Here is a 25,847-nt window from a genome sequence, read left to right as displayed (position 1 = left end):
GTCAGTTGAGCTTCTTGTTCACGCTGGCGAGCAGCGACTGAATGTCTTTCCTGCGCCCGGCGTCGGCCTCTTCACGGCCCGGACGGGGGGGGGCCTGCAACGCCTTGTTCAGGGCTTGCTGTGCTTGAGCATAGTTGCCTTGATCGAACTGATGTTGCGCCGAGAAAAATAGCGTATCTATGCCGTTCGGGTTGATTTTCAACGCCTGCTCCAGCAATTGCCCGGCCTTGGCCGAGTCGCCGAAGCCTATCGGCCAGCCGGGGACTTTGTCATACAGCGCTGCCAGGCTGGTGTAGGCCGAGCCTTGCAAGGCATTGGCGTCGAGGGTCATGGCCTTTTCCAGGTCGGCCTTTGCCTGTTTGGCTTTGCCCAGCGCGCCAAGGCCGCCTTGTGCCCCGGCCCAACTGCTGGTGACGATACCCGACCAGATCCACGCTTCTGCTGCGTCGGGACGATCCTGAGTGAAGGCCGTGGTTTGCGTGGCCAGCTTCTCGAATGCGTCGACACGCTGCTTCTCGGGCAGGCCGTACTGAATATGCGCCCATTCTTTCTGGATACCGGCCAGACGTTGCTGGTCGGGTGCATCGAGTGCCCAGAGCGGCAGGCTGATCAGGCTCATGACGACGAAAGCGATTCTTTTCATGGTATGTGCTTCTCTTGCGCAATGGGTGAACTGTGGTGGCGGATCAACGGGAGATGCTTGCGCAGGCCGCGGTCCACGAGGGTCGGCAACAGGCTGTTGAGCCTGACGAAAAAACGCTCCGGCCACCCCAGGTAAAGCTCTCTGCGATTACCTGCAATGGCTTGAAGCACCGCTTGGGCAACGTCTTGCGGGTCGTCGACTGCCGAACTCAGCGCGTCGTTCAGTGCCTGTGCTGCGGCGCTGTTCATGCTGGTCCGGGTGGCACGCGGGGCGACGTACAGTACGCCCACCCGGGTGTCGGCCAGCTCGCGACGCAGCGCTTCGGAAAACCCTCGCAACGCAAACTTGCTGGCGCAGTAGGTGGCATACCCGGCATGGCCGATGGAGCCGTAGGTAGAACCGACGTTGACCACCATGGCTTCGCTGGCCTGCTTGAGCACCGGCAGCATCAGGCTGGTCAACTGGATCGGTGCATGCACGTTGAGGGTCAGCATGGAATCGATGTCGCTGGCTGACAGCTGCTCGAGCATCGCGAAATGGTTGGTGCCCGCCGCATTGATCAGCAGGTTGACGCCAGGCACGGCGCCAACCGCACGGACTACTTGCTGACGACCTTGCGCCGTGCACAGGTCCGCCTCGACCCAGTGCAGGTTGGCCGGGTAGAGCTCGAGCAACTGACGCAGCGGATGCACGTGCCGCGACACCGCCAGCACCTTGGCGCCCTGGCTGCACAGTGCCTCGGCGATTGCCAGACCGATGCCGCCGCTGGCACCGGTGAGAACGACGTGCGCGTCAGGCAGCCGCATGATCGGACCCCTTGTGCACGGTCAGCGCAGCACCCGGCAACTCGCGAAACATCTCGGTGTACAGGCGGTAAACCATGCGCGACGCATGAATCACGGCCTGTTGATCGTCCGGATCATCGACCTTGTCCATCAGTTTTCGGAAGGTTTCCATGTGGCCGATGTCCAGGCTGCCGTGAGAGCTCAGGTAACTGAACGCTTCTGGCCCAAGGCCGAGCCCTTTGCGCATGCTGTCTGCTGCGTGCGTAGCCAGGGCAATGCTGGTGCCTTCCAGCACATTGACCATGCCGAACAGGCCCACCGGGTTGCCACGTGCGATCAGGTCGTAAAGGTAGGCGACCATCAGTTCGATAGGCGCGCCGGGTTGGCCGTTTTCCACGGCGTCAGCCTGACCGCCGCAGGCACGCAGGTCGTTGAGTACCCACTTTTCATGCCCGTATTCGTCCTCGATGTACTCACAGACGGCCGCGCGCAGCCATTCCATGCGCGACGGCAGCCTCGCGCCGCAAGCCATCATCAACGGCACGGTATGGCGCACGTGGTAGTAGGCCTGAGTCAGAAACGCCCGGTAACTTTCCAGGCTGACCTGGCCGGCCATTGCCTGGCGGATGATCGGCAGGTTGAACAGGGTTTCGCGTTGTTCCTGGGTCGCATCCTGCAGGGTCTGAAAAAAGCTCATGACAAGGCACCTTGGGTCAGGTTGGAGGGCGTGAAAAGGGTTTGGTAGCGTTCAAGAATGGCCTCGCGGCGAGGCCGGCCATTCGTAGTGGACAAGCCGTTTGCCGGGCTGAAAGGCTCGTCGAGACGGGTCCAGCTCGTGACGCGGGCGTAATCGGGCAGCGTCTGATTGGCCCGGTTGACGGCCTCGTCGATCTGCAGGTCAGTGGTGCCGGGGCGCGATGGCCAGAGCAGGGCGTGGTTGGACGGCAGAGCCTCGCCATACACGAACGCCTGGGCGATGCAGAGGTTCTGGGTCAGTTCGGCTTCGATCCATTCCGGATTGACGTTGCGTCCGAAGCTGGTCACGAACTGATGTTTCTTGCGGCCTTTCAAGTACAGGTAGCCGTCAGCATCGAGCTCACCCAGATCGCCGGTAGGCCACCAGGCCGGTGTGGGTGTCGTGTCGCCCAGATAGCCGAGCATCGGGCTGCCGGCCACCAGCACTTCGCCGTCAGCCGCAAGCCGTAGCCAAATGTGCGGCAGTGGGCGACCGACACTGCCGGCACGCTGGGCGTCCGGTCGATTGAGGGTGATGACCGAGGCGCACTCCGACAGACCATAGCCCTCGAAGACCGGCAGGCCCGCCGCTTGAGCGCGTGACAGCAGATCAAGGCTGACGCGTGCGCCACCGACTGCGGCGAAGCGCAGCATCGACGCATCGAACGCGCCCGCTTCGCAGGCCGTCACCAGCAGCAACAACAATTGCGGAACCAGAATCATGCTGTCCGGGCGGCGCTGCTGTAAAAACATCAGCAGACGCGACGCATCGACGCCACTGGCACCCTGGATACCCAGGTCCTGCTGGCTCGGCAGGCTGATGCGTGCGCCGGCATACAAGGCCGCGTAGCAGCCAATGTTTTCCAGCAGGATCGCCAGCGGCAACAGGCTCAGATGATGCACGGGGTGTACCGACTGACTGGCTTCATGAAGCCCGCGAGCTACCGTGAGGATGCTGTCGGCGCTCAGGCACACGCCCTTGGGGGTGCCCGTGGTGCCCGACGTGAAGGTCAGTTTGGCGGTGCCCGCCGGCATGTACGGTTGCTCAGCAGCGCGGCGTTGCCAGAGTGCGCCGTGTTGCCTGTAATCAGAGGCCTGCAGCTCTTGGGCGAAGATCGATCCGGTAATCACCGTGTCCGCCTGGCTTCGTTCCAGGCAGTGTTGTCGTTGAGCGGCGCTGAAGAACGGCGGCAGCGCCACGCAGCTCAGGCTTTCGAACAGCACGGCCAGGTCCCAGAGCAGGGCGTCGGGGCTGTTGTCCAGCAGCAGCGCCACGATCCGCGCATTGGCGACGCGCAATTGTTCGCGGCGCTGCGTAACCTCTTCGATCAGTGCGGTGTAATCCAGCGTCCGGTCTTCGCCTTGCAGGGCGATGGCCCGGGGCTGCTCATCGGCCAGCGTCTGCAGTTTTTGCCAAAAGGCTTCACGTTCATGCGACATGGCTATCAGGCTCCAGTGTCTGTGGCAGTCCAAAGCGCTCGAAGATGCCCATGCTGCTCAGGTGCAGAAAACCGGCACGGATGTCGCCGACATGCACGCTGGGCCGTGAGTCGTAATACGAGCCCCAGGTGTGACGTTCTTCACCCAGGCGTGCCGGATCGGCAGTGCACAGCGTGACCGGATTGAGGCCCAGACGATTGAAGCTGTTGACCAGCGCCGCATTGCCGGTAAAGGCGACCCATTCGAAACCGCCCATCGCCAGCAACCAGGTCACTGTGATGATGCTCAGCCGGGCGCTGCCCAGACTGCTGGCCGCCAGGTTGCCGACTTCGACAATGCCCTGGCGCTCGATCAGTCGCCCTGCTGCAGCGTTGACCTGTTGTTCGATGGGCGCATCCAGATAGTTCTCCAGAAACAATGTGCCGGCGCTGGCGTGACGAATGCCGGCAACCGCACACAGCGCGCCGCTGCCGTCCTGAAGCCCGAAAAGCTCCGGCATGAATTGCCTGACGTCGGCGTTGTGGGCCTTGCGAAATTGTTGCTGAACGAACCGTTCCAGAGGCTCACGCGGCTGTTCATGCGCCAAGGCGCGGAAGAGGGTCAGGGTGGGGGCCCCGGCATTGCCAAAACTCAGCGGTAGACGAATGTTCGAATCGATATCAGGCATTGGCGAGGCTCCTCCCCCGGTCAGCGAGTAGGGTGGAGTATCGAAGCGCTTTCTTAACCGAATCTGAAGGTAGAAAAAGAAATCACGACCTTCGGTTTTTTGCGCGCAAGAGGGGGGGAAGAGAGGGTCGAGGCGCGGGTTTGCGGCGTTGCCCGGCAAACTTGCGAATGGCCTTTATGCGCCCGTTGGTAAACAAAATCGGCCTTTGTTGGTAAAGAAACTCGGCCCCGGCGCTCGAAACCGTTACGCTATGCGGCTGTATTTTTGTTTTTCGTCGAGGTAGCACCCGTGTTTTCCGAATTCGCCCTGCACGAACGCCTGCTCAAAGCTGTGGCCGAGCTTAAATTTGTCGAGCCTACGCCCGTGCAGGCGGCCGCCATTCCGCTCGCACTGCAAGGGCGCGACCTGCGGGTGACTGCGCAAACCGGTAGCGGCAAGACCGCCGCATTTGTGCTGCCGATCCTCAACCGTCTGATCGGCCCGGCCAAGGTTCGCGTCGACATCCGTGCGGTGATCCTGCTGCCGACCCGTGAGCTGGCTCAGCAGACGCTCAAGGAAGTCGAGCGCTTCTCGCAGTTCACATTCGTCAAGGCCGGTTTGATCACCGGTGGCGAGGACTTCAAGGTTCAGGCCGCGATGCTGCGCAAGGTGCCGGACATTCTGATCGGCACGCCGGGTCGTTTGCTGGAGCAGTTGAACGCAGGCAATCTGGACCTCAAGCACGTTGAAGTGCTGGTGCTGGACGAAGCCGACCGCATGCTGGACATGGGCTTCTCCGAAGACGTCGAGCGTCTGGCCGGCGAATGTGCCGGTCGTGAGCAGACCATGCTGTTCTCGGCGACCACCGGCGGCGCTGGCCTGCGGGAAATGATCGGCAAGGTGCTCAAGGATCCACAGCACCTGCAAGTGAACAGCGTCAGCGAACTGGCTTCCGGCACACGCCACCAGATCATCACTGCCGACCACAATGTGCACAAAGAGCAGGTCCTCAACTGGCTGCTGGCCAACGAGACTTACCAGAAAGCCATTATCTTCACCAATACCAAGGCTATGGCCGACCGTCTGTATGGCCGTCTGGTGGCGCTGGAATACAAGGCGTTCGTGCTGCACGGCGACAAGGACCAGAAGGACCGCAAGGCGGCCATCGACCGTCTCAAGCAAGGCGGCGCGAAAGTCATGGTCGCCACCGATGTGGCGGCTCGCGGCCTTGATGTCGAAGGTCTGGACATGGTGATCAACTTCGACATGCCACGCAGCGGCGATGACTACGTCCACCGCGTCGGGCGTACCGGTCGCGCAGGCAGCGACGGTCTGGCGATCTCGTTGATCTGTCATGGCGACTGGAACCTGATGTCGAGCGTGGAGCGCTACCTCAAGCAGAGCTTCGAGCGTCGCGTCATCAAGGAAGTCAAAGGCACCTACGGCGGGCCGAAGAAGGTCAAGGCCTCCGGCAAGGCAGTAGGCGTCAAGAAGAAAAAGACCGACGCGAAGGGCGACAAGAAGAAGGTCGCGGCCAAAGGGCCGACCAAACGCAAGACGGTCAACCGTCCCAAGTCCGACCTGGTCAGCCAGGACGGCATGGCCCCGCTGAAAAAACGCAGCACGCCGGCCCCGGCTGCCGAGTGATTGCCGTGATCGCTCCCGAGCATTCGGGAGCGATCGACCTCTTTGCAGTACTGACAACGCCTTGTTACACCGTCCGCCAGCTTCTCTGAACCGTCACACACCTCGCGGGTCACACCCTTTGAGTCGCATGCCCGTGGCTGGAGGTCATGGGTGATCATTCCATGCTGGACGGAGGTTTAGAAAAATGACTTATAACTGGGACCTTATCGAGCGTTTGTTGCACGATGTGCAGAACAATGGCACCCCATCGACATCCACTGAATTCGAGACACTGCTGAATCGCAGCTACATCGAGCCGCGTCCTCGCGAGGAAGGCGGAGATGGCTCGACGTACATGCTGACAAAGCGCGGCGCAAGTCTGCTGGCTTTGATCGACAGCAGCATTCCGGGGAATGATCACCCCCGTCAGATGCTCAATGAGCAGGCCGGCGACCCCCTTGACCCCGCGCTCTTCGACACCATCGCCAAAAAGCCGCAGATCGCCTGAAACCGCTGACACTGCACATGCCGATTCTGAGGACGCAGAGCGTCCGGAACGGCATACCCACGCGGAGCATGGGTACGATAGTCATCGTTGTGCTGAAATGACCATCGTTCCTCACGCTCCAGCGTGGGAATGCATTGGGTGACGCTCTGCGTCACGATCCTGCGCCGCGCACTCAAGGCAGAACGCAGAGCGTCCGGAACGGCATGCCCACTTCAGAGCATGGGCACGATAGTCATGGTGATAGGGCTAGCGGACTACTTCTGCGACTTCAGGCAATCCAGGTCGGTGAAGTCCTTGCGCATGTCGGCGATGCGGCTCAGCAGTTTGGCGCGCTGTTCCGGGGTGCTCAGGGCGGTGATGTCGACGATCAGCGATATCGCAGCCTTCTCGGTCTGGTCGTAGGCCTTGCGGTATTCAGGGGTCCAGAACGTCTCGCGGTCCTGCAGCAGCGCGGCGATGCGCTGCGGGAAGTCACTGGCCTGACGCTGCTGGACCGTGGCCAGGAACAGGTTCTGCCAGCGCGTACGGTTTTCAATCCACGCCTTGTTTTGCTCGCCCAGTGATGCAGACCACACCTGAATGCGATCCTTCTGCGCCTGATTGAGCTTGCCGACCCATGGCGTCACGCGTTTCTCCATCCGGTCGGCACGCTCTGCAATCTGGCGCTCCAGTGGCTGGTCGAGGTACTTGTTTTCGCGCTTGCGCTGGTCCTTGGCGAACGACTCCTGCATCTCCTGCACTTGCTTGTCGTCAAAGCGCGACAGCAACTCCACGGCAGACGGGGTGATTTCCTTCGAGATCTTGGCGATCGCCTCTTTGGCTTCGCTGGTACGGGCTTGCAGCCCTTCGTAAGTCACCTGGTCGGTCTTGACCATGTCTTCAAGCTTGTCCAGCCAGGTCAGGTATTCCGGCAACTGGGTGCTGCAATGCCAGCTCAAATGCTGTTTGAGGCGCACGTCCAGCCAGCTTTTCTGTTCCGAATTCATGTCCAGGTAGTCGCTGAGCGTCCACGGAATGATCACGTCGAGGTTGCGATACGCCAGTCCTACCTGATTGCATCCTGCGAGCAGTGCAGCGGTCATCAACAGCGTGACGAATGCTTTGAATAAAGACTGCATGACATCTCCTTGGCGTACTGACGTGCAGTAGAGGAGTGTAGCGTCTGGCAGTTCAACCGGTTTGGGCCTTTAAAAGAATGAACGCACCGCTTTGAGCGTGAACGTCCCTTCACAGCGCGCGTTGTGGCCGCTGTAGACGCTGCAATCGCCGCCGCTCAGGCTTGAGCCGCTGTAGATGAGGTTCATGTCGATGCCCAGCCAGGGGCGTGACAGGTTCAGCGACCAGTCGTTGAAGCCGTTGATCAATCCGCCGTCGGCTGAGGACTGCGGGGTATCGAACTGGTGATTGGCGTACTGCATGCGCACTCCGACCCCCAGTTGCTCGATGGCACCCAGATCGACGAATACCGTGCTGTCGCGGCTGCCGACATCGTTGCTGAAGGCCGCGCCGATGCGGCTGTTGAGCATGCGCAGACCGGCGTAGAACTCGTGGCTGTCGATCTGGCTGGTGTCGGGGTAACTGTAACGAATCATCCCCAGCTCGTAGCCAAGGGTGTTATCGAACGGCTTCTTGAAGCCCATGTAGGAATCAAGCTCCATCCCGGTATCGGAGGTCAGGCCCATGTCGGGTGCCCATTGTCCGAAATAGAAACCGCTCTCGTGGGTCAGGTCCAGGCCGCCATGAAAGGAGCCGGAACCGCCGGTGGGCGTCACCAGACCCTGGGCCATGCTGCGCGTAGGCGTGGTGGCGAGTTTCAGGTCGAAATCGCCCAGATCCCGCTCCAGAACCTGGGCAGAGACGGACTGACAAACAAGCATGGCGCTGAAAGACAGCACATGTAAGCGATGGCTGAGCATGGCTCACTCCTTGATCTGCGAGGAGTGTGGTCAGGGATGGCGTATCGAAAATGGCTCAGGAGCCGACACAAGCCGCGAGCTAGAGCCTCGCAAGCATACCGTCGAAATCAGCTGAGGGCGGACCGTTCGTCGATCCGTTGTGTGTCAGTTGGCCGCAGTGGTGCGTGCAGACGGAATGATCAGCCCGCGAATCACCACCAGCGCCTGCTCGAACGACGGGTAGCCGCTCTTGGCGACGTCCAGTTGGGCGTATTCGGCCTGGTAACGTTCAGCAAGTTTTGGGTCGCTGACACTCAGTTGCTGGGAGAGCAGGGCAATGGCCAACGGATGCTTGTGTTTCGCAGCGGTTTGCAGCAAATCGATGATCTGCTTTTGGTCGGCCTGCTGGCGAATCAGCAACACGGCCTGATAGAACTCGGCTTCGCCCGACGCGTCGTCAAGTGCGGCACGACGCAGCATGGCTTCGGCCAGCTCATAGTTTTCGCGGTTGTCTTCGCTGATCAGCAGTTTGGCCTGCAGCATGTCGTTCTGATAGAGCAGGTGCTCCGCCCGGCAAGGGCTGTCGGTGAGCTGACTGTCGTTGGGGCCGTTTTCGCAGTGGTGCGACGCGCAGCCGCCAAGGTAGACAAGTGCACCGAAAAACATCCAGTTCTTCATTCGAGCATTCCACAAAGAAGATAACGTCCAGAGCGTGATCCAGCTCGTGGTCATAGTGATATCAGAGGAGAGAGTAGCAGCGTGACCGAAAGAATATCCAGCGAAGGATGGTCAATCTAGCGCCTTGAGCGTCAAGGCGCATAGAGATCGACAGGCAGAGCGCGGTTTTACTTTTTACCGAGATTGATCTGCTTGGACGGTGCGAAGGTCTGGCCACTCACGCCTTTGGCAATTTGCTGGATTTCACCGCCGGACTTCAGGAAAGCTGCAATCTGCGCGTTGATCGAGTCGCTCGTTTCAACGGCTGGGGCGGGTTTGGCTTTCGAGTGGGATGCTTTGATACGCATGGCTGCCATTTACCTTCATAAACGTAATACGGCCAGCCAGAGTACAGGAAACGCTTGATTATTGCTTGGTGAATGTGGCAATCGCCCGAGCCGAGCCTGTATTTGTCGGCTTGGTGGATTTGTCTGACACAGCGCTAACCGTCTGTTTTCAGATATAAAATTTCGATGAGAGGCTGCGCCGCTGCGCATCAGGGCAGGCCGCTGAGCACCCGAGAAACTGACGAGTGGAGGCTGTGCCGACACCTTCTGCCACGCAACGCGAACCCGGACTCAAAGTCGGGTAGAATGCCGCCCACGTAATGAGGGTATCTGGAAATGGCTTTAATCGGGCGCTACAACAGCTTGCAAATCGTCAAGCACACGAACTTCGGTCTGTATCTGGACGGCGCGCAGGACGGTGAAATCCTTCTGCCCAATCGGTACATCCCCAAGGACGTTCCTACGGAAGATGAAGACTGGCTCAATGTGTTCGTCTATCTGGACAGCGAAGACAAGCTGCTCGCCACCACTGAAAAACCCAAGGTGCAGGTCGGTGAGTTCGCCAGCCTGAAGGTGGTTGAAGTCAACAGCATCGGTGTGTTCCTCGACTGGGGCCTGCCCAAGGACCTGTTGCTGCCGTACTCCGAAGAGAAGCGCACCTTGCAGGCCGGTGATTACTGCGTGGTTCACGTCTACCTCGACAAGCACACACGGCGTATTACCGCCACTGCGCGTCTGGACCGCTACCTGGACAAGACCCCCGCCAACTACAGCGTGGGGCAGGAAGTCGATCTGCTGGTGGCTGAAGCGACCGACATGGGCTTCAAGGCGATCATCAACAACAAGCACTGGGGCCTGATTCACAAGAACGAAGTGTTCAAGTTCATGCGCGCCGGCAAGCAGGAAAAAGGCTACATCAAGGAAATCCGCAGCGACGGCAATATCAGCCTGAGCCTGCAGCCCGTCGGTGCAGAGGCTGCCAGCAGCCTGAATTCGAAGATTCTCGCCAAGCTGCGCGAGAACGACGGCACGCTGCCGGTCAGCGATAAAAGCGATCCGCAGGTCATCAGCGGTCTGTTTGGCGTCAGCAAGGGCAACTTCAAAAAGGCCATTGGTGCGTTGTACAAGCAGGGCCAGATCGTTATTCACGCCGACCGTATCGAGTTGGTCTGATACGGCATCGCAGCCTGGGTGCACGTGAGGTCATCGATGTGAGCTGCATTCGACGCAGCTCGCGGCACCTCAAGCCCAGGTGGCGAGCGCGTCTATTTCCTGGCTCAAGCGATCGAACGGCAAGGTGCCGTTGAATACTCGGGCGTCTTCCAGCGCCTCGTCACTGCGTCGCAGCAGGACGACTGGCACAGCCCTCAGCCCAAGCTTCTGCGCCAATTGCTGGTCGTCCATCACGTCCTTTTCGAAGTGACCGGCGTTAAGTGCCTGCTCCATCGCTTGCCGATCCAGCCCGGTGGAGGTGGCGAGGTCGAGCAGCGTGTGCGTCTCGCCGATATCCAGCCCCTTTTCGAAGAACGCCCGGTAAGCCTCTTTGTGAAACGCCTCAAAACCTCCTGCATTCCTGGCAAACGCCGCGGCTTCCAGAACCTTGCGGCTGCGCGGCTGGACGCTGGGCATCTTCATCATCACCTGACGCCTGTCGGCCATCGGCAGTACTGACCGAGACCAGGTTTCACGCAGGTAATCGGCACTCGGGTCGAGCAGTGCCAGCGGGTCAGGACGCAGTTCAAAGGCATGCCAATTGAATTCGAGCCGTTCACCGTAGGTTTGCTGAAGCTGTTCCAGGACGGCCAGTTGCAGGTAACAGAACGGGCAGACGTAGTCGCTCCAGACATCTATTTTCAGGGGACCAACAGTGTTCATGTGCTTGAAACTCCATAACGCTAGTTAACACTGACTCCCTTAACCTTTTAAAAGTCCTGAAGGTGGATGGATCAATGTCTACCTTTGGTCGGTCATACCCTCAAGCGGGCTTTCCCGGCCCTGGAACTTCATCAAGGACGCGCCATGAAAAAAATACTGATCGCTTACTTCGGCACATTACTGGCGTTTCTGATCCTCGACGGAGTGTGGCTGGGCGTTTTGATGGGGCCGACCTACCGTGAATGGCTTGGACCGATGATGCTCGATACGCCGGTCTTGGGACCTGCCATCGCGTTTTATCTGCTGTACGGAGCGGGGGTGGTGTTTTTCGGCGTCATGCCTGCGCTCAGAGCGCAACGACTGAGCCACGCGACATTGTGCAGCGGTCTGCTGGGGCTGATTGCCTACGGCACCTATGACCTGACCAACTGGGCCACCTTGCAGGGCTGGCCTGCGCAGCTGGCGCTGGTCGATCATGCGTGGGGCACGGTGGTGTCAGCGCTGGCCGGTACGGCGGGCTATCTGGCGGTACGTCGATTCGCCTGAAGCGGCGGTGTGCCGGAATGAGCGTTGCCGGCGCGCGACGCTCACCCGGTGCAGTGCGGGAACGCAGCCGCTACTTCTGCAGGAAACCGGCAAAACTCAGGTTGCTGCCCTTGGGGCGCATGTCCTTGAGGAAAGAGTCCTTGTCGGCGCTCAGTTCCAGGCTGACGGTCGGTTTGCGCTTGTCGGCATTGCGCACTTCAAGGCCTTCCATGTGGTCGCGCATGAATACCGTGGTCACTTTCAAATGCAATAACTGGTCGGTTTCAGGCGTGTGCAGCAGCAGGTGCAGCCACTCGTACTGACCTACTTGCAGGCGCGGGACAGGCAGGTCGAACCACCAGATGTTTCGTTTGTGGTCCAGCACGGCGAAATGCGTGTTGTTGACGCCCAGCACTGCGCCACCCAGATCCTGGTTTCTGCGTGCAATGGCCAGCTTTTTATCGAGTTTCATAACGTTCCTGTGAATCGGTGTGTTCAGCGTGTCGGCCCTGCCGGACAACGGTGGCGCGCATTCTCGCACAAACTCTGCTGCAAACCTGCCCCAATGCACGGCAGATGAATGGCAACAGCGGCCCGGAAAATAGTTGAAACTCTTCGTCACCGGCACAGGTCAATCCTTTGTCGAGTACGACATCCGATCCAGTGCGGTCTTCAGACCCAGGAGATTTCCGATGAGCAGCACCAGCGATAAAGCCAAAGGTATGGCCAACGAAGCAGTTGGTAACGTCAAGCAGGCTGTTGGCAAGGCTACCGACAACGACAAACTGCGGGCTGAAGGCAAGGTACAAGAGCTGAAAGGCGAAGGCCAGCAGGCGAAAGGCGAAGTCAAGGACGCGATCAAGAAGGGCGTGGACAAGGCTTGAGTCGATCGTTTCCGGCGTCCTGGCGCCGGGAGCAGGCATTACCGATAACGGCCATCCACGGATGGCCGTTATGCTTTCTGCTCTGCGGGACTGAAACCTTTCATGGCCTGTCCAGTCAATGTGCCATCGATATTCGCGTATCGGCTCCGTCAGCGCGATATGTCATGTATGACATGCCGGTTTTCAGGATGTAGGGTTTTCCAGTAAGGGAGCGAGAGGAAGCGCCATGATTTTCCCCCATTTGCGTAAATTGAAAGTCGGCAAGGTGCTGGTGAGAACCGTCAACGAATTCCTCGATGACGAGATGTCCACCTATGCATCGGCACTGGCTTACCAGATGCTGTTTTCTCTGTTTCCGTTCCTGCTGTTTCTGATCGCGCTGATCGGCTTTCTGCACCTGCCGGACTTTTTCTCCTGGTTGCGACTGCAATCGGAGTTCCTCTTGCCGCCGCAGGCCCTCGAGCAGGTCAACCCGGTCATCGACCAGTTGCAGCAGTCCAAGGGTGGCTTGCTGTCGATCGGTATCGTCATCGCGCTGTGGACCGCGTCAGCAGGTGTACGCCTGATGATGAGCGCCATGAACGCTGCGTACGACGTCGTCGAAGGACGCCCTATCTGGAAGCGTTTGCCGCTGTCGATTCTCTACACCGTAGGCATTGCCGGCATGTTGCTGGCAGCAGCAGCCTTCATGGTGCTGGGGCCGCAGGTCATGAACTGGATTGCCGCGCAGATCGGCATGGAAGACTTCATCGTGACGCTGTGGACCATCCTGCGCTGGCCCGCGATCATTATCCTGCTGATGGTCGCTGTGGCGTTGATCTATTACGTGATGCCCGACGTCAAACAGGAGTTTCGCTTTATCACCCCAGGCTCGGTGCTGGCCGTGGTGGTGTGGATCGTCGCTTCCCTGGCCTTCGGTTTTTACGTCAAGACCTTTGCCGATTACAACGCCATGTACGGCAGCATCGGCGCGATCATCGTGCTGTTGCTGTACTTCTATATTTCGGCGGCGGTGCTGTTGCTGGGTGCGGAAATGAATGCGGTGATCGAGCACATGTCCGCTGAAGGCAAGGACGCAGGCGAGAAGGAAGCCGGCGACGGCCTTGGCGAGGAAAGCAGCGAGACAGGCAAGCAGCATGTCTCCGGTCTGGGCCGCGACCATTCGGTGCCGCTGCAGAAGGCGGACGAAGCCTGATCGCTTTCTGTGGCAAGATCGCCTTTTAAGTCGGCAAGGGACAGGCAGTCATGATCCATAACATCCTGAAGATGGGCGATGAGCGCCTGTTGCGCATCGCCCCTCCGGTGCCCGCAGACATGTTCGGCAGCAGCGAGCTCGATACGCTGATCGCCGACATGTTCGAAACCATGCACAGCGTCGGCGGTGTGGGCCTGGCGGCACCGCAGATCGGCATCGATCTGCAGCTGGTGATTTTCGGCTTCGAGCGCAACGAGCGCTATCCCCAGGCCGAGGCGGTTCCGCAGACGATTCTCATCAACCCGCTGATTACCCCGCTGAGCCCGACGCTGGAAGAGGGCTGGGAAGGGTGTCTGTCAGTGCCCGGATTGCGCGGCATGGTAGACCGTTATCAGAGCATTCGTTACGAAGGCTTCGATCCTCAAGGCCAGCCCATCGTGCGCGTTGCCCACGGTTTTCACGCGCGGGTCGTCCAGCATGAATGTGACCACCTGATCGGTCGGCTTTACCCGTCGCGCATCACCGATTTCAGCAAATTCGGCTTCATGGACGTGATGTTTCCGGACATGGACCCCAACGCCGACGAGTGATCGTGGCGTTTCGTTGCGAAGCCGTCAGGCTTCGCGGCACAGTGCGACCAGCGGCTTGCTGCGGCTGTAACGCATGAACCGTTCGCCCAGTGCCTGTGGCAGACGCTGTGCCGTCTCGAACCCCGAGCGTTGGTAAAAGCCCAACAGATCCGGATGGCAGAACAGCCACACCGGCCCGTTCAGCGGTTGCAATGCCGCTTCGATCAGGCCCTGCGCCACGGCTTGTCCGCGCAGCGCCGGCGCCACGAACAGCCCGGTCAGCCAATGCCCCTCTGCGACAGGTGTCAGGCACAACGCACCGATGATTTCTGCCCGCCTTGCAACCCACGCCTGGCCCTTGCTGGCAGCGCGCATTGACGACTGGTGCTCACGGTAGAACTTGCCCAGTAACGGGCGACATTCATCAGGTAGCGGGTAGAACTGGATTTCGGACATCGCGGCGGCGCTTTAAACAGGGGCCTCGCATCATACAGAGGCTCAAGCCGTGACAACTAATCGGCGCTGGCTGGTGTCGATACTTTCAGACCCGTTTCTTTCGCGCCATTTGAGGTGAGCATGAAATCAATAACACGACTACTGGGCTGTTCACTTCTGGCGCTGGGCCTGCTTGGGCAGACCGCGACAGCGGCTGAAAAGACCAAGCCTATCCAGTTCGGCGCGCTGACCTGGGAAAGTGGCAGCCTGATTACTGAAGTCCTGCGTACCATCGTCGAGAAGGGCTATGGCTACCCGACCGATACCCTGCCAGGCAGTACCGTCAGCCTGGAAACCGCGTTGGCGAAAAATGACATTCAGGTGATCGCCGAAGAGTGGACCGGACGCAGCCCGGTGTGGGTCAAGGCTGAAGAGGAAGGCAAGGTGCTCGGCCTGGGCAACATCGTCAAAGGCGCGACCGAAGGCTGGTGGGTGCCTGAGTACGTGATCAAGGGCGACGCCGCCAAAGGTATCAAGCCGCTGGCGCCGGACCTGAAGTCTGTCGCGGATCTGGCACGCTACAAGGACGTCTTCAAAGACCCGGAGTCGCCGGACAAGGGCCGATTCCTCAACAGCCCGAGCGGCTGGACTTCGGAAATCGTCAACACCCAGAAGCTCAAGGCTTATGGCCTGGCCGACAGTTTCGTCAACTTCCGCACCGGCTCGGGCGCAGCACTGGACGCCGAGGTCGCATCGGCTATCCGGCGCGGCAAGCCTGTGTTGTTTTACTACTGGTCACCTACGCCGTTGCTGGGCAAGTACAAGCTGATCAAACTGGACGAGCCGGCCTTTGATGCCGAAGCCTGGAAAACCCTGACCGACGCCAGCAACCCCAATCCGCGCGGCACGTCTTCGCTGGCGGCAACCCTGTCGATCGGTGTGTCGGCAGAATTCAGCAAGCAATACCCTGAGCTGGTGAGTGTCTTCAAAGGCGTGGATTTCCCGATTGACCTGCTGAACAAGACCCTGGGTGAAATGAGTGACAAGCATGAGGATGCCAAGGTCGTGGCTGCACGCTTTCTGAAGCAGCATCCCGACGTCTGGAAAGCCTGGGTGCCTGCCGATGTGGCCGAGCGGGTCAGCAGCAGTCTTTGACTAACGCCCTGCTGAATGACACGAGGCGCATAGCTGATAACGGCATCGATGACCGGTATGCGACGCGCCGAGTGGTAAAGCGTCACCGAGCTGATAAGTTCATGTCTGGGTCAATCGATGCTCGGGAGGCGTCATGACTGGTCACGTTCGGGGCTCGCGCGGCACGTGGCAGACTTGCCTGGCATTGCTGGCCTGTCTGTCGCTGGACGCGATGCAGCCGGCCAGTGCCGAAGAGGCCGACGACATGGCGCTAGCGCTGGTGGAACAACGAAACCTGGGCGAAGGCCTCGCCTGGCTGGGGTATCAGGTCGCCTCGCGCACTGCGACGTTTGCCGGTATCGTGCAGGCGGTTGGCAAGACTGAAGCCCAGGAACTGGTGCAGAAGGAACTGCAGCGCCTGAAACCGGAATATCAGGCGCAGTGGGACCGCAATCTGGCAGCCGCATATGCTCATTCCTTTACCGCCGAGGAGTTGCGTTCGCTCAATCAGGGGGCGGATTCGCCTTCATTGGGGAACAGATTCAGGGCCAGAAACACCCAGGTCAGCACCGATATGAAAGCCCGATCATCGGAACTGCTGGGACAATTTGTCAGCCGTGCGCTGGGCAACGCCGAGGCAGCCCTGCAACACTGACAGCTATTTTGACGATACGAGGCAAAAAACATGGACGCATTCATGCAGGCAGCATTCGATGAGGCGCAACTCGGGCTGAAGGAGGGCGGAATCCCTATCGGCTCGGTCATCGTCCACGGCGGCAAAATCATCGGTCGAGGCCACAACCGTCGTGTACAAGAGGGCAGTGCGACGAAGCATGGCGAGATGGATGCACTGGAAAATGCCGGTCGCCAGCCGGCCAGTGTCTACCGTGACTCGGTCCTCTACACCACACTGTCGCCCTGTGCGATGTGCAGCGGTGCGATTCTGCTCTACGGCATTCGTAAAGTGATCATCGGCGAGAATGAGTCGTTCATGGGCGAGGAAGACCTGCTGCGCTCGCGTGGCGTGCAGATCGACGTGCTGGATAACCATGATTGCAAGCACATGATGCAGGGCTTCATCGCCAGCAAGCCCGAGCTGTGGAACGAAGACATCGGCGAGTGAATCCCGCGTCTTATCAGCCCCACGCTCCGCGCTCATCGGAAATCTAACTGCTTATCGTGCCAATGCTCGCGTTGGCATGCAGTTCGTGACGCTCTTCGTCGCCTGACACCTCCCTGATACCCTCAACGTTCAGGCTTGCATCAGAATACTGCCCGTCATTAATCTTCTCCGGCTCCTGCCTTAAAGTGCGGTTTGTGCCACTAATGTGCCTTTAACGGTGATAACCTCCTCCCATCTTTATCACGGTATGCATACCCAGCCGTTTACCAGGCCATTTTCGGAGCCCGATATGTCGGTCCAGCAGCGTAACAACGTCAACATTGTGGGCGACGGACCGATCACTCTGATTTTTGCTCATGGATTCGGCTGCGATCAGAACATGTGGCGTTTTATGGCGCCGCACTTTGCAGAGCGCTTCAAGGTCGTGCTGTTCGATCTGGTGGGCAACGGCAATTCGGATGTGTCGGCCTGGTATCCGCACAAGTATTCGTCGCTCAAGGGTTATGCAACCGACTTGCTGGAGGTGGTCAACGAGTTCGCCGCACAGGGGCCGGTTGTGCATGTCGGCCACTCGGTCAGTTGCATGATTGCCGTGCTTGCCGAGCTTCAGTCACCCGGTCGTTTCGACGGCCACATCATGATCGGCCCATCCCCGCATTACCTCAACGAGGCAGATTACGTGGGGGGATTCACTCGCGCCGATGTCGATTCGTTGCTTGAAACACTGGAAAGCAATTATCTGGGATGGTCCAGCACCATCGCGCCGACGCTCATGGGCGCCTCGGACCAGCCTGAGCTGAGCGAAGAGCTCGCCAACAGTTTCTGTCGCACCAATGCCGAGATCGCCAGACAGTTTGCCCGCGTGACGTTTTTATCCGACCATCGTGCCGATGTCGTGCAACTCAAGAGCAGAACACTCATTCTGCAAAGCAGCGACGATATGGTGGTGCCGGTCGAGGTGGGTGAGTACCTGCACCGTGTCATCGCCAACAGCACCCTGCACATGATCGACAACGTAGGGCATTACCCGCACATGAGCGCAGCACAGGAATGCATTACTGCGATGAATCAGTTTCTGGCCTCTTACGAGAGCGCCGCACATGACCGTTGAACAGGTAAGCCTGCCCGCCACCGAAGAGCTCTATGAACAGGCGCCCTGTGGTTTGTTGATCACGCTGCCCAACGGCACCATCGAGCGCGCCAATCTGACGTTTTGCCGATGGCTGGGTCTGGAGCGCGACGCCGTGGTGGGCCGCCGCTTTCAGGATCTGCTGAGCCTGGCAGGCAAGGCCTTTCTGCAGACTCACTGGGCGCCTACGCTGCAGTCGCAAGGTTCAATTGCCGAGGTCAAGGTCGAGCTGATTCATGCCGATGGCCGCCCCATTCCGATGATGCTCAATGCCGTACGCCGCGAGTACCCGTCGGGGTATCTGCATGAAGTGGCCGTGTTCCTGGCCGAAGAGCGCAACAAGTACGAGCGCGAACTGCTGGCGGCCCGCAAGATCGCCGAAGAGCTCCTGCAACAGCAGATGACCGTGCAGAGCGAGCTGACTTCGGCGCGCAATCGCTTGCGTCTGGCGCATGCCGAGGCGGAGATCCGGGCTATTTTTGCCGAACAGATGATTGGCATCGTCAGCCACGACCTGCGCAACCCGCTGGCCGCGATCAAGATGGCTGCCGGACTGCTGGAGCGCACATCGCTTGAGTCGCGCCAGGAGCGGATTCTGGGACACATCAATCATTCCACCGACCGTGCCGATCGCATGATTGTCGATCTGCTGGATTTCACTCACGCCCGCGTGGGCAGCGGCATTACCGTCGTTCCTCAGCCTGTCGATTTTCACGCAGTGGTCGCCCGCGGCGTCGAAGAGCTGCGCCAGGTTTTCCCGGATCGGGTGCTGACCCATCGCAGCGAAGGGCAGGGCGCATGTTCGGCTGATCCTGACCGCCTGCTGCAGATGCTCGGCAATCTGGTCAGCAATGCCATCAATTACGGCACCGACGACGGTGAGGTTTTGATTACGTCGTCGTTCGACACCTGGATGATCAAACTGTCGGTGCACAACGTCGGTGAGCCGATACCGATGGAAAAAGTAGACGACCTCTACGAGCCCGTCGTACGCGTGGTCAGCGACAGTGACGAGACCCGTACAGTCGGGCTCGGCCTGTTTATCGTGCGCGAGATCGTTCGAGCCCATCTAGGCGATGTGACGGTTCGTTCTTCGGCTGAAGAGGGCACGACGTTCACGGTGGCGTTTCCGCGTCCCCCGGCGAAATCCGAGGTTTGATCAGGTTTCATGCAGATTGCCGATCAACCCGTGTTATTCACGGGTGCAGAAAAATCGTTACAGTCCTAAACTAGCGTGCTGCGTCATCACATCAAGGCTCATACAGGTTCTACATGCGGCGATCCATTTCAAATGATGTGGCCACGATCAGTCGGATCAGTGCGGTGCCGGCCATCCTGCAGGTCATTGCCGAATCCACAGGGCTGGGGTTCGCCGCCGTGGCGCGTGTAACCGAAAATACCTGGACGGCCTGTGCGGTTCTGGACAAGCTCGATTTCGGTTTGAAACCTGGCGGCGAACTGGACGTAAGCAGCACCATCTGCCATGAGATTCGCAACTCCCACAAGGCTGTGGTGATTGATCATGTCGCTGAGGATCCGCTGTTCTGTACGCATGACACTCCACGTCTGTACAGCTTTCAGAGCTATATCTCGGTGCCGATCTTTCTCTCCGACGGCTCTTTTTTCGGCACCATCTGCGCGCTGGATCCCAAGCCTGCAAAGCTGACCGGTACGCCCATCGAGGCAATGATGGTGTCGTTCGCACGTCTTCTGGCGCTGCAGATCGAGGCCGAGGAAAATCTGCAACAGGCGCGTGAAGACCTGCTCGCCGAACGTGAGGTGGCTGAGCTGCGCGAGCAGTTTATCGCCGTGCTGGGGCACGACCTGCGCAACCCCCTGTTTGCCATCAATGCCAGTGCCGAATTGCTGTTGCGTCGTCCGCTGGATGAAAAGGCCCTGCAGGTTGTGCAACACATCCTGACCTCTGGCCAGCGTGCTTCGCAGTTGGTCGATGACGTGCTCGATTTTGCCCGAGGCCGCATGGGCCACGGCATTCCTCTCAGTATCCATGAGGCGCACGGCCTGGATAAAACTCTGGAGCATGTGATTTCCGAGGTGCAGCGTGTTCATCCGTCGCGGCCGATTCATTCGGACATAGGCGTGCTGGAGCGTATCCGCTGCGATCACGAGCGGATCGCGCAATTGCTCTCCAATCTGGTGTCCAACGCGATCAGTCATGGCGATGCCGAGAGCCCGGTCGAAGTGACGGCAGGTGTGCATGGCGAGCTGTTTGTACTCAGCGTTACCAATCAGGGGGAGCCGATACCTGAATCGGTTCGTGCGCAACTGTTCCTGCCGTACTCAAGACCCATCACCGATGAGCCGCAAGCCGGGCTCGGACTGGGTCTGTACATCGCCAGTGAGATCGCCATTGCTCATGGAGGTACGCTCGAGGTGTGCTCCACGCGTGAGCAGGGCACGGTCTTTACCTTCAGCATGCCGTTGAAGTCTGCGTAAGCATTCTGCGTCAGCCAACGCCTGAGCGCAGGCTGCCCGCCTCCGGAAAACCTCGCGCTGCAGGCCGTCGCGTCGTTCGGTTGCGACAGCCCTGACCATCCTTGTTACAAACTCGTCCATCGCTTTGCTTGCTCATCGGCAGTGTCGCGTCGAACCTGAGGCTCGGGTTGCCATCAAAGGCCTGAGCCTTCACGGTTACTCCGAAGTTTTCACCTTGCCCAGAGGTAGTGATGAACAGTTTTGTGCGCAATCTTGTCGGGGGCGTGCTTGTTGCGTCATGCAGCATCGGCGCAGCCCAGGCGCAGACGCTGCCCAACAGCACCCTCAACAACGGTGCCAGCAGCAACCCGTATAACAGCCCGATCCACCGTGCCAACCCCAACAGTCGCCAGGGCACCGAGTCCAGCGTGCCCCCGTCTCGTGGCCCCAACATCGCGCCGCCGGTGCGCAAGCCTACCCTGGAAAACGGTGGCATCGGCAACGGCTACCCCACGCGCCAGAACACGCCACGTCCTTCTACACCGACAATCGACCCCAAGCGCAACAACTGAATTTTCAACCCGGCGAACCCGTGTGGACGTCGACTCAATGCATAAGGAAACGCTCATGCTTAGAAAAACCCTGATCGCGACATTGTGTACTGCAGCCATTCTGAGCCTGCCATTGACGGCCAGCGCCGCTACGGAAACCTACAAAAGCGAACTGGGCACCGTCACGGTGACGCCTGTTGTCGAAGGTCTGGATCATCCGTGGGCGCTGGCCTTTCTGCCTGACAGGCAAGGCATGCTGGTGACAGAGCGTTCCGGCAACCTGCGCGTGGTGTCGGCGGATGGCAAATTGTCTGCGCCGCTTTCCGGGGTGCCGCAAGTCTGGGCGCAGAAGCAGGGCGGTCTGCTTGATGTCGTGCTGTCACCGGATTTCGCCAAGGACCGCATGGTGTATCTGACCTATTCCGAGGGCAGCGGCAAGACCGCCGCCGAGGGTGATACCGCCGGCACTGCCGCAGGGCGTGGTCGCCTGTCCAAAGACATGACCCGCTTGGAAGACTTCGAAGTCATCTTCCGCCAGGAACCGAAACTGTCAGTGGGCAACCACTTCGGCGCGCGGATGGTCTTCGATCGCGACGGTTACCTGTTCATTGCGCTGGGCGAGAACAATCAGCGCCCCACTGCGCAGGATCTGGACAAGCTGCAGGGCAAGATCGTGCGCATCTATCCGGACGGCAGCGTACCGAAAGACAACCCGTTCGTGGGCCAGAAGGGCGTACGCCCCGAGATATGGTCCTATGGCCATCGTAATCAGCAGGGGGCCGCGCTGGATCCCTGGACCGGGACGTTGTGGACCAACGAGCATGGTCCCAAGGGCGGTGATGAGTTGAATATCATCGAACGTGGCGCGAATTACGGCTGGCCGATCGCGACCCACGGTATCGACTACTCGGGTCAGCCGATTTCGGAGTCCAAGGGCAAGGTTGTCGAAGGAACCAAAATTCCGTTCCAGGTCTGGGAAGTGTCGCCGGGCTTGAGTGGCATGGCGTTCTATGACCACAGCCTTTTCAAGGCATGGGATCACAGTGTATTCATCGGTGCGCTGGCCACTGAGGAGTTGATCAGGCTGCAGTTCGAGAATGACAAGATCGTTCATGAGGAGCGTCTGTTGAAAGACATGAAACAGCGCATACGTGATGTGCGTCAGGGGCCGGACGGTTACTTGTATCTGTTGACCGACGACGATAAGGGAAGCCTGCTGAAAGTCGGCTTGGCTCAGTAATAAACTATTAATCGTTTGAAAAAGAAAATTCCCACAATGTTGTGGGAATTTTCTTATGAGTTGCTTGCGGTGGTAACCGTTAAAGCCGTCGGATCAATTATCCTTTGCGTCACGTACCACTTCGCCTGTCTTGGCATCGACGTCGTAGTTCCACTCTACACCCTTGGCGTCTTTCAGTTCGATCTGGTAGATCAGGCGGCCGGTGCGGTCTTTTTCCAGCTCGGTATCGCTGACCGTAAAGCCCTGGTGCTTGGCAACAGCGTTCTTGTTGAACTGTTCAAAGTCACCCAGCGCCTGAGACTTGTACAGGCGGATCACTTCATCGGGACCAACGTCAGCCTGGGCGGCACCTGCAACAGCAGTGAGGGCAACAGCGGCGAAAACGGCAGGCATAAGTTTCATGGGGTATTTCCTTTCTGATTGATCTGTCTTGATGGATTCATCACAGGCTGATTGGTTCAGCGGTTTTGTTGAACTCAGATTATCCGCGCTTACTTAATTCACGCTTAATTATTCAAGTGTGCGAAACGTTATGAAGCCGGTCTCGCTCTGCCGATTCGCAAGTAAAGTTTTCCCCTGCACTTCGTTTACAGGCAGAGCGTCACGTAAAGGTTGAAAAAAACCGGCAGTGAACGTAAAAGGTTGGCCCCCTGCCGGAAGGTGCGTCGCGTCTGTCCAGGCATCTGTCCTTTCGGAGTCTGCTCGATGAGAACGCCTTACCGACCTGCCATGCGCCACGCCTGGCGATTGTTACCGTTGGGTATGGCGGTTGCCTCGCCGTTGCTGGCCGCAGAAGTGGTCAGCCTGGATGCGGTCAATGTCACTGGGTTCAGCGAGCCGGAAAGCACCGGCGACTATAAAGCAGAGCGGGCGTCGATCTTCGGCTTGGATCAGGCCTCTCTGCTGGACACGCCGGCCTCGGTGTCGGTGTTCAGCGCTGCGCTGATCGAGGACCGTCAGGCAAAGCTGCTGAGTGAAGTGCTGCGCAACGATGCGTCGGTCGGCGACGGCTATGCACCAGTGGGCTATTACGAAAACTTTGTGGTGCGCGGGTTTTCGTTGAACGCCGCCAACAGTTATCGCATCAACGGCCGCAGCATTGCCGGTGAGCAGAATGTAGCGCTGGAGAACAAGCAGCAGGTCGAGTTGCTCAAAGGGCTCTCCGGCCTGCAGAGCGGTGTGGCCGAGCCCGGTGGCGTCATCAACTATCAGACCAAGCGGGCGCAGGACGTCCGGTCGGTCACGGTCTCGACCAACGAGCACGGTGAACGTTACATCGCCACCGACGTCGGTGGCTGGTTCGGCAGCGAGCAACAGTTTGGCTTGCGCGCCAACCTTGCCCACGAAGACATTCGCTCGTATGTCGAACACGCCGATGGTCAGCGCGATTTCGCCTCGCTGGCGTTCGACTGGAACATCAGCGAGCGCGCGCTGCTGCAACTCGACGTCGAGTACCAGACCAAAGAACAGCGCTCGGTGCCCGGTTATCAGCTTCTGGGCGGTACTGCGCTGCCTCACGATGCCTCACCACGTAAACTGCTGGGCTACCAGAACTGGTCCAATCCGGTCGGTATCGACTCGCTGAACATGAACGGACGTTTCGAATATCGATTCAATGACAGCTGGAAGGGCAGTCTCAGCGCTTCACGCAGTCGTGTGGTCATCGATGACTACAGTGCCTTTGCGTGGGGTTGCTACGGCTCGGCCAGTTGCGCAGGGCAAGCGGTGCCCAACCACTTCAGTGCCGAGGGTGATTATGACATCTATGATTTCCGCAGCCCGGACGACACGCGTCGCAACGATGAAGTCGAAGCGGCCATGTCCGGCACATTCACTACCGGATCGCTGGGGCACGAACTGACCTTCGGCAGCAGTGCCTACCGCCGAACGGTCGATACGCGCGGGACCTTCAACGAATTCGTCGGCTCGGGCAATATCAATGAGGCGCCCGAGCAAGTGGCCCCCTCGACTCTGGCGCTTGCGCACACCGAGCGTCGTCTGGACAGCCGCCAGTACGGGCTGTTTGCCACCGACCGGATCAGTTTCAACGAGCACTGGCAAACCGTGCTGGGCGGACGCGGGGTGCGGCTCGACGAACAGGCGTTCAACGAGGACGGCAGCGATGCGCGACACACCGAGCGCTATGTGTTTCTGCCTCAGGCGGCGCTGATCTACAAGCCGGTGGACAACGTTTCGCTCTACACCAGCTACAGCAAGGGCCTGTCGCTGGGCGGGACAGCGGCGTGGTTCACCACCAATGCCAGTGAAATTCTTGCGCCGACCGTATCCCGACAGCTGGAAGCCGGTATCAAGTATGACTGGCAGCGCATGAGCCTGACCGCCGCAGTGTTTCAGGCGCGCCAGGCGTATCAGCACTCCAGGCCCAACGATGACGGCACGTTTACCTATGTGCAGCAAGGCGAGCAGAAAAACACCGGGCTTGAACTGGGGGCGAGTGGCTGGGTGACCGACCGCCTGCAGATATCCGCCAGTGCGGCGGCCATCCGGGCGCGCGTTGAAGACAGCGGCACCGAGGCCTATGACGATCATCAGGCCCTCAATGTGCCCAGATACCGTGGCACCCTGCAAGCTGACTACAGCCTGCCGGTGCCCGGGCTCGCCTTACTCGGCGGGATGCAGTACAGCGCCAGCAAGTACGCTGACCGTGAAGGCTCCGTGCAGGTCAATGACTACACACTGTTCAATATCGGCAGCCGTTACAGCACCCGAATCAGCGGCTACGACACGGTCCTGCGCCTGACCGTCGACAACCTCTTCGACAAACGCTACTGGCGTGATGCCGGGGAGTATCTGGGTGACGACTACCTGTTCATGGGCGCACCCAGAACGGCGAGATTGTCGGCCACCGTCAACTTTTAGTGGACGGGCTCTACTGCACGGAGCGTTGGCACGATCGTCGGGATTCTCGTTCCTCACGCTCCAGCGTGGGAATGCAGTTCTCGACGCTCTGCGTCGTCAAGAGGACGCGGAGCGTCCGGAACGGCATGCGACGCGGAGCGCCGCACGATAGTTGAAGTGATCGTTCCTCACGCTCCAGCGTGGGAATGCAGTTCACGACGCTTTGCGTCGTCAAGAGGACGCGGAGCGTCCGGAATAGCATGCGACGCAGAGCGCCGCACGATAGGTGATCGTTCCTCACGCTCCAGCGTGGGAGTGCAGTTCACGACGCTCTGCGTCGTCAAGAGGACGCGGAGCGTCCGGAACGACATGCGACGCGGAACGTCGCACGATAGTTGAAGTGATCGTTCCTCACGCTCCAGCGTGGGAATGCAGTTCTCGACGCTCTGCGTCGTCAAGAGGACGCGGAGCGTCCGGAAAGGCATGCGACGCGGAGTGCCGCACGATAGTTGCGATGATCGTTCCGCACGCTCCAGCGTGGGAATGCAGGTCTCGACGCTCTGCGTCGCCAAGAGGACGCGGAGCGTCCGGAAAGGCATGCGACGCGGAG

29 protein-coding genes are annotated in these 25,847 nt (G+C 59.4%); 16 read left to right on the top strand and 13 right to left on the bottom strand.

Features of this window, described 5'->3' with window-relative positions:
- Position 1 precedes the first annotated feature (1 nt).
- Genes BLR16_RS04590 through BLR16_RS04570 form a run of 5 tightly spaced genes read right to left on the bottom strand, consistent with a single transcriptional unit; the run spans position 2 to position 4,270 of the window.
- Positions 2–643 carry a tetratricopeptide repeat protein gene (locus tag BLR16_RS04590; RefSeq protein WP_003431073.1) on the bottom strand — a complete coding sequence of 214 codons (642 nt, stop codon included), beginning with the start codon at positions 641–643 and terminating at the stop codon, positions 2–4.
- Positions 640–1,449 carry an SDR family oxidoreductase gene (locus BLR16_RS04585; RefSeq protein WP_003412774.1) on the bottom strand — a complete coding sequence of 270 codons (810 nt, stop codon included), beginning with the start codon at positions 1,447–1,449 and terminating at the stop codon, positions 640–642. The genes BLR16_RS04590 and BLR16_RS04585 overlap by 4 nt, the downstream gene beginning before the upstream one ends.
- Positions 1,436–2,125, bottom strand: a complete 690-nt coding sequence (locus BLR16_RS04580; RefSeq protein WP_024663476.1) for an iron-containing redox enzyme family protein — start codon at positions 2,123–2,125, stop codon at positions 1,436–1,438. Before BLR16_RS04580 ends, BLR16_RS04585 begins: the two co-directional genes overlap by 14 nt.
- Entirely contained in the window at positions 2,122–3,603 is a 1,482-nt protein-coding gene (locus BLR16_RS04575) for an AMP-binding protein (protein WP_074804587.1), read from the bottom strand. The genes BLR16_RS04580 and BLR16_RS04575 overlap by 4 nt, the downstream gene beginning before the upstream one ends.
- On the bottom strand, positions 3,593–4,270 hold the full coding sequence (locus BLR16_RS04570) for a thermostable hemolysin (RefSeq protein WP_054082152.1): 678 nt from the start codon (positions 4,268–4,270) through the stop codon (positions 3,593–3,595). The genes BLR16_RS04575 and BLR16_RS04570 overlap by 11 nt, the downstream gene beginning before the upstream one ends.
- Positions 4,271–4,558: 288 nt before the next feature.
- On the opposite strand from BLR16_RS04570, the gene BLR16_RS04560 reads away from it, so the two are divergent.
- Positions 4,559–5,896, top strand: a complete 1,338-nt coding sequence (locus BLR16_RS04560; RefSeq protein WP_003431067.1) for a DEAD/DEAH box helicase — start codon at positions 4,559–4,561, stop codon at positions 5,894–5,896.
- A gap of 184 nt (positions 5,897–6,080) precedes the next feature.
- Positions 6,081–6,383, top strand: a complete 303-nt coding sequence (locus BLR16_RS04555; RefSeq protein ID WP_092194130.1) for a hypothetical protein — start codon at positions 6,081–6,083, stop codon at positions 6,381–6,383.
- Positions 6,384–6,637: 254 nt separating this feature from the next.
- Here the strand turns inward: BLR16_RS04555 and BLR16_RS04550 are convergent, their stop codons facing one another.
- The 4 genes from BLR16_RS04550 to BLR16_RS04535 all read right to left on the bottom strand — a co-directional run bounded on the left by BLR16_RS04550 (position 6,638) and on the right by BLR16_RS04535 (position 9,312).
- Entirely contained in the window at positions 6,638–7,501 is an 864-nt protein-coding gene (locus BLR16_RS04550) for a DUF6279 family lipoprotein (protein ID WP_074804581.1), read from the bottom strand.
- Positions 7,502–7,570: 69 nt separating this feature from the next.
- On the bottom strand, positions 7,571–8,299 hold the full coding sequence (locus BLR16_RS04545; RefSeq protein WP_003363380.1) for a TorF family putative porin: 729 nt from the start codon (positions 8,297–8,299) through the stop codon (positions 7,571–7,573).
- A gap of 144 nt (positions 8,300–8,443) precedes the next feature.
- On the bottom strand, positions 8,444–8,956 hold the full coding sequence (locus tag BLR16_RS04540; protein ID WP_161437933.1) for a hypothetical protein: 513 nt from the start codon (positions 8,954–8,956) through the stop codon (positions 8,444–8,446).
- Positions 8,957–9,123: 167 nt separating this feature from the next.
- A complete protein-coding gene (locus BLR16_RS04535) occupies positions 9,124–9,312 on the bottom strand; it encodes a hypothetical protein (RefSeq protein WP_002554403.1) in 189 nt (62 codons plus the stop codon).
- A 306-nt stretch (positions 9,313–9,618) separates the two neighbouring features.
- Here BLR16_RS04535 and BLR16_RS04530 point away from each other — a divergent pair, with 306 nt between their 5' ends.
- Complete coding sequence (locus tag BLR16_RS04530) at positions 9,619–10,455, top strand: CvfB family protein (protein ID WP_003314497.1); 837 nt, start codon at positions 9,619–9,621, stop codon at positions 10,453–10,455.
- 69 nt (positions 10,456–10,524) lie between these two features.
- On the opposite strand, the gene BLR16_RS04525 is transcribed toward BLR16_RS04530, so the two are convergent.
- Positions 10,525–11,157 carry a DsbA family oxidoreductase gene (locus BLR16_RS04525; RefSeq protein WP_024663706.1) on the bottom strand — a complete coding sequence of 211 codons (633 nt, stop codon included), beginning with the start codon at positions 11,155–11,157 and terminating at the stop codon, positions 10,525–10,527.
- A gap of 144 nt (positions 11,158–11,301) precedes the next feature.
- Here BLR16_RS04525 and BLR16_RS04520 point away from each other — a divergent pair, with 144 nt between their 5' ends.
- Positions 11,302–11,703, top strand: a complete 402-nt coding sequence (locus tag BLR16_RS04520) for a DUF2177 family protein (RefSeq protein ID WP_003363373.1) — start codon at positions 11,302–11,304, stop codon at positions 11,701–11,703.
- A gap of 70 nt (positions 11,704–11,773) precedes the next feature.
- Here the strand turns inward: BLR16_RS04520 and BLR16_RS04515 are convergent, their stop codons facing one another.
- Positions 11,774–12,154: a hypothetical protein gene (locus BLR16_RS04515; protein WP_003363371.1), complete on the bottom strand. Its 381-nt coding sequence runs from the start codon at positions 12,152–12,154 to the stop codon at positions 11,774–11,776.
- A gap of 220 nt (positions 12,155–12,374) precedes the next feature.
- Between BLR16_RS04515 and BLR16_RS04510 the strand changes: the two genes are divergently transcribed.
- The 3 genes from BLR16_RS04510 (at position 12,375) to def (ending at position 14,351) form a co-directional block, all read left to right on the top strand.
- Positions 12,375–12,566 carry a CsbD family protein gene (locus BLR16_RS04510; protein WP_003363370.1) on the top strand — a complete coding sequence of 64 codons (192 nt, stop codon included), beginning with the start codon at positions 12,375–12,377 and terminating at the stop codon, positions 12,564–12,566.
- Between the two features lie 226 nt (positions 12,567–12,792).
- Positions 12,793–13,761: a YihY/virulence factor BrkB family protein gene (locus BLR16_RS04505; RefSeq protein ID WP_003363368.1), complete on the top strand. Its 969-nt coding sequence runs from the start codon at positions 12,793–12,795 to the stop codon at positions 13,759–13,761.
- Positions 13,762–13,811: 50 nt separating this feature from the next.
- The gene (gene def, locus BLR16_RS04500; RefSeq protein ID WP_003363366.1) at positions 13,812–14,351 is read left to right on the top strand and encodes a peptide deformylase; all 540 of its coding nucleotides are present in this window, start codon (positions 13,812–13,814) and stop codon (positions 14,349–14,351) included.
- Positions 14,352–14,375: 24 nt separating this feature from the next.
- On the opposite strand, the gene BLR16_RS04495 is transcribed toward def, so the two are convergent.
- A complete protein-coding gene (locus BLR16_RS04495; protein WP_024663707.1) occupies positions 14,376–14,786 on the bottom strand; it encodes a GNAT family N-acetyltransferase in 411 nt (136 codons plus the stop codon).
- 120 nt (positions 14,787–14,906) lie between these two features.
- Here BLR16_RS04495 and BLR16_RS04490 point away from each other — a divergent pair, with 120 nt between their 5' ends.
- From BLR16_RS04490 to BLR16_RS04455, 8 genes are all read left to right on the top strand, one after another.
- Positions 14,907–15,920 carry an ABC transporter substrate-binding protein gene (locus tag BLR16_RS04490; RefSeq protein WP_074804576.1) on the top strand — a complete coding sequence of 338 codons (1,014 nt, stop codon included), beginning with the start codon at positions 14,907–14,909 and terminating at the stop codon, positions 15,918–15,920.
- A gap of 133 nt (positions 15,921–16,053) precedes the next feature.
- Complete coding sequence (locus BLR16_RS04485) at positions 16,054–16,554, top strand: hypothetical protein (RefSeq protein ID WP_003349900.1); 501 nt, start codon at positions 16,054–16,056, stop codon at positions 16,552–16,554.
- A gap of 30 nt (positions 16,555–16,584) precedes the next feature.
- Entirely contained in the window at positions 16,585–17,022 is a 438-nt protein-coding gene (locus BLR16_RS04480) for a nucleoside deaminase (RefSeq protein ID WP_044309772.1), read from the top strand.
- Positions 17,023–17,311: 289 nt separating this feature from the next.
- On the top strand, positions 17,312–18,133 hold the full coding sequence (locus BLR16_RS04475; protein WP_074804574.1) for an alpha/beta fold hydrolase: 822 nt from the start codon (positions 17,312–17,314) through the stop codon (positions 18,131–18,133).
- Positions 18,123–19,310, top strand: a complete 1,188-nt coding sequence (locus BLR16_RS04470) for a PAS domain-containing sensor histidine kinase (protein WP_003363358.1) — start codon at positions 18,123–18,125, stop codon at positions 19,308–19,310. Before BLR16_RS04475 ends, BLR16_RS04470 begins: the two co-directional genes overlap by 11 nt.
- Positions 19,311–19,423: 113 nt before the next feature.
- Positions 19,424–20,608, top strand: a complete 1,185-nt coding sequence (locus BLR16_RS04465) for a GAF domain-containing sensor histidine kinase (protein ID WP_003363357.1) — start codon at positions 19,424–19,426, stop codon at positions 20,606–20,608.
- Between the two features lie 230 nt (positions 20,609–20,838).
- Positions 20,839–21,159 (top strand): hypothetical protein, encoded by a 321-nt coding sequence (locus BLR16_RS04460; RefSeq protein WP_003431051.1) that lies wholly within the window; start codon positions 20,839–20,841, stop codon positions 21,157–21,159.
- Between the two features lie 55 nt (positions 21,160–21,214).
- Complete coding sequence (locus BLR16_RS04455) at positions 21,215–22,378, top strand: PQQ-dependent sugar dehydrogenase (RefSeq protein ID WP_003431049.1); 1,164 nt, start codon at positions 21,215–21,217, stop codon at positions 22,376–22,378.
- Positions 22,379–22,471: 93 nt separating this feature from the next.
- On the opposite strand, the gene BLR16_RS04450 is transcribed toward BLR16_RS04455, so the two are convergent.
- Positions 22,472–22,780, bottom strand: a complete 309-nt coding sequence (locus BLR16_RS04450; protein ID WP_003363351.1) for a PepSY domain-containing protein — start codon at positions 22,778–22,780, stop codon at positions 22,472–22,474.
- A 303-nt stretch (positions 22,781–23,083) separates the two neighbouring features.
- Here BLR16_RS04450 and BLR16_RS04445 point away from each other — a divergent pair, with 303 nt between their 5' ends.
- Complete coding sequence (locus BLR16_RS04445; RefSeq protein ID WP_074804571.1) at positions 23,084–25,258, top strand: TonB-dependent siderophore receptor; 2,175 nt, start codon at positions 23,084–23,086, stop codon at positions 25,256–25,258.
- Positions 25,259–25,847: the final 589 nt, after the last annotated feature.

The sequence above is a fragment of the Pseudomonas sp. BS3767 genome, from assembly GCF_900099665.1.
Classification (GTDB): Bacteria; Pseudomonadota; Gammaproteobacteria; order Pseudomonadales; family Pseudomonadaceae; genus Aquipseudomonas; species Aquipseudomonas cerasi.
The sequence above is the reverse complement of the archived record's forward strand: the minus strand, read 5'-3'. Positions and strand labels throughout refer to the sequence as shown.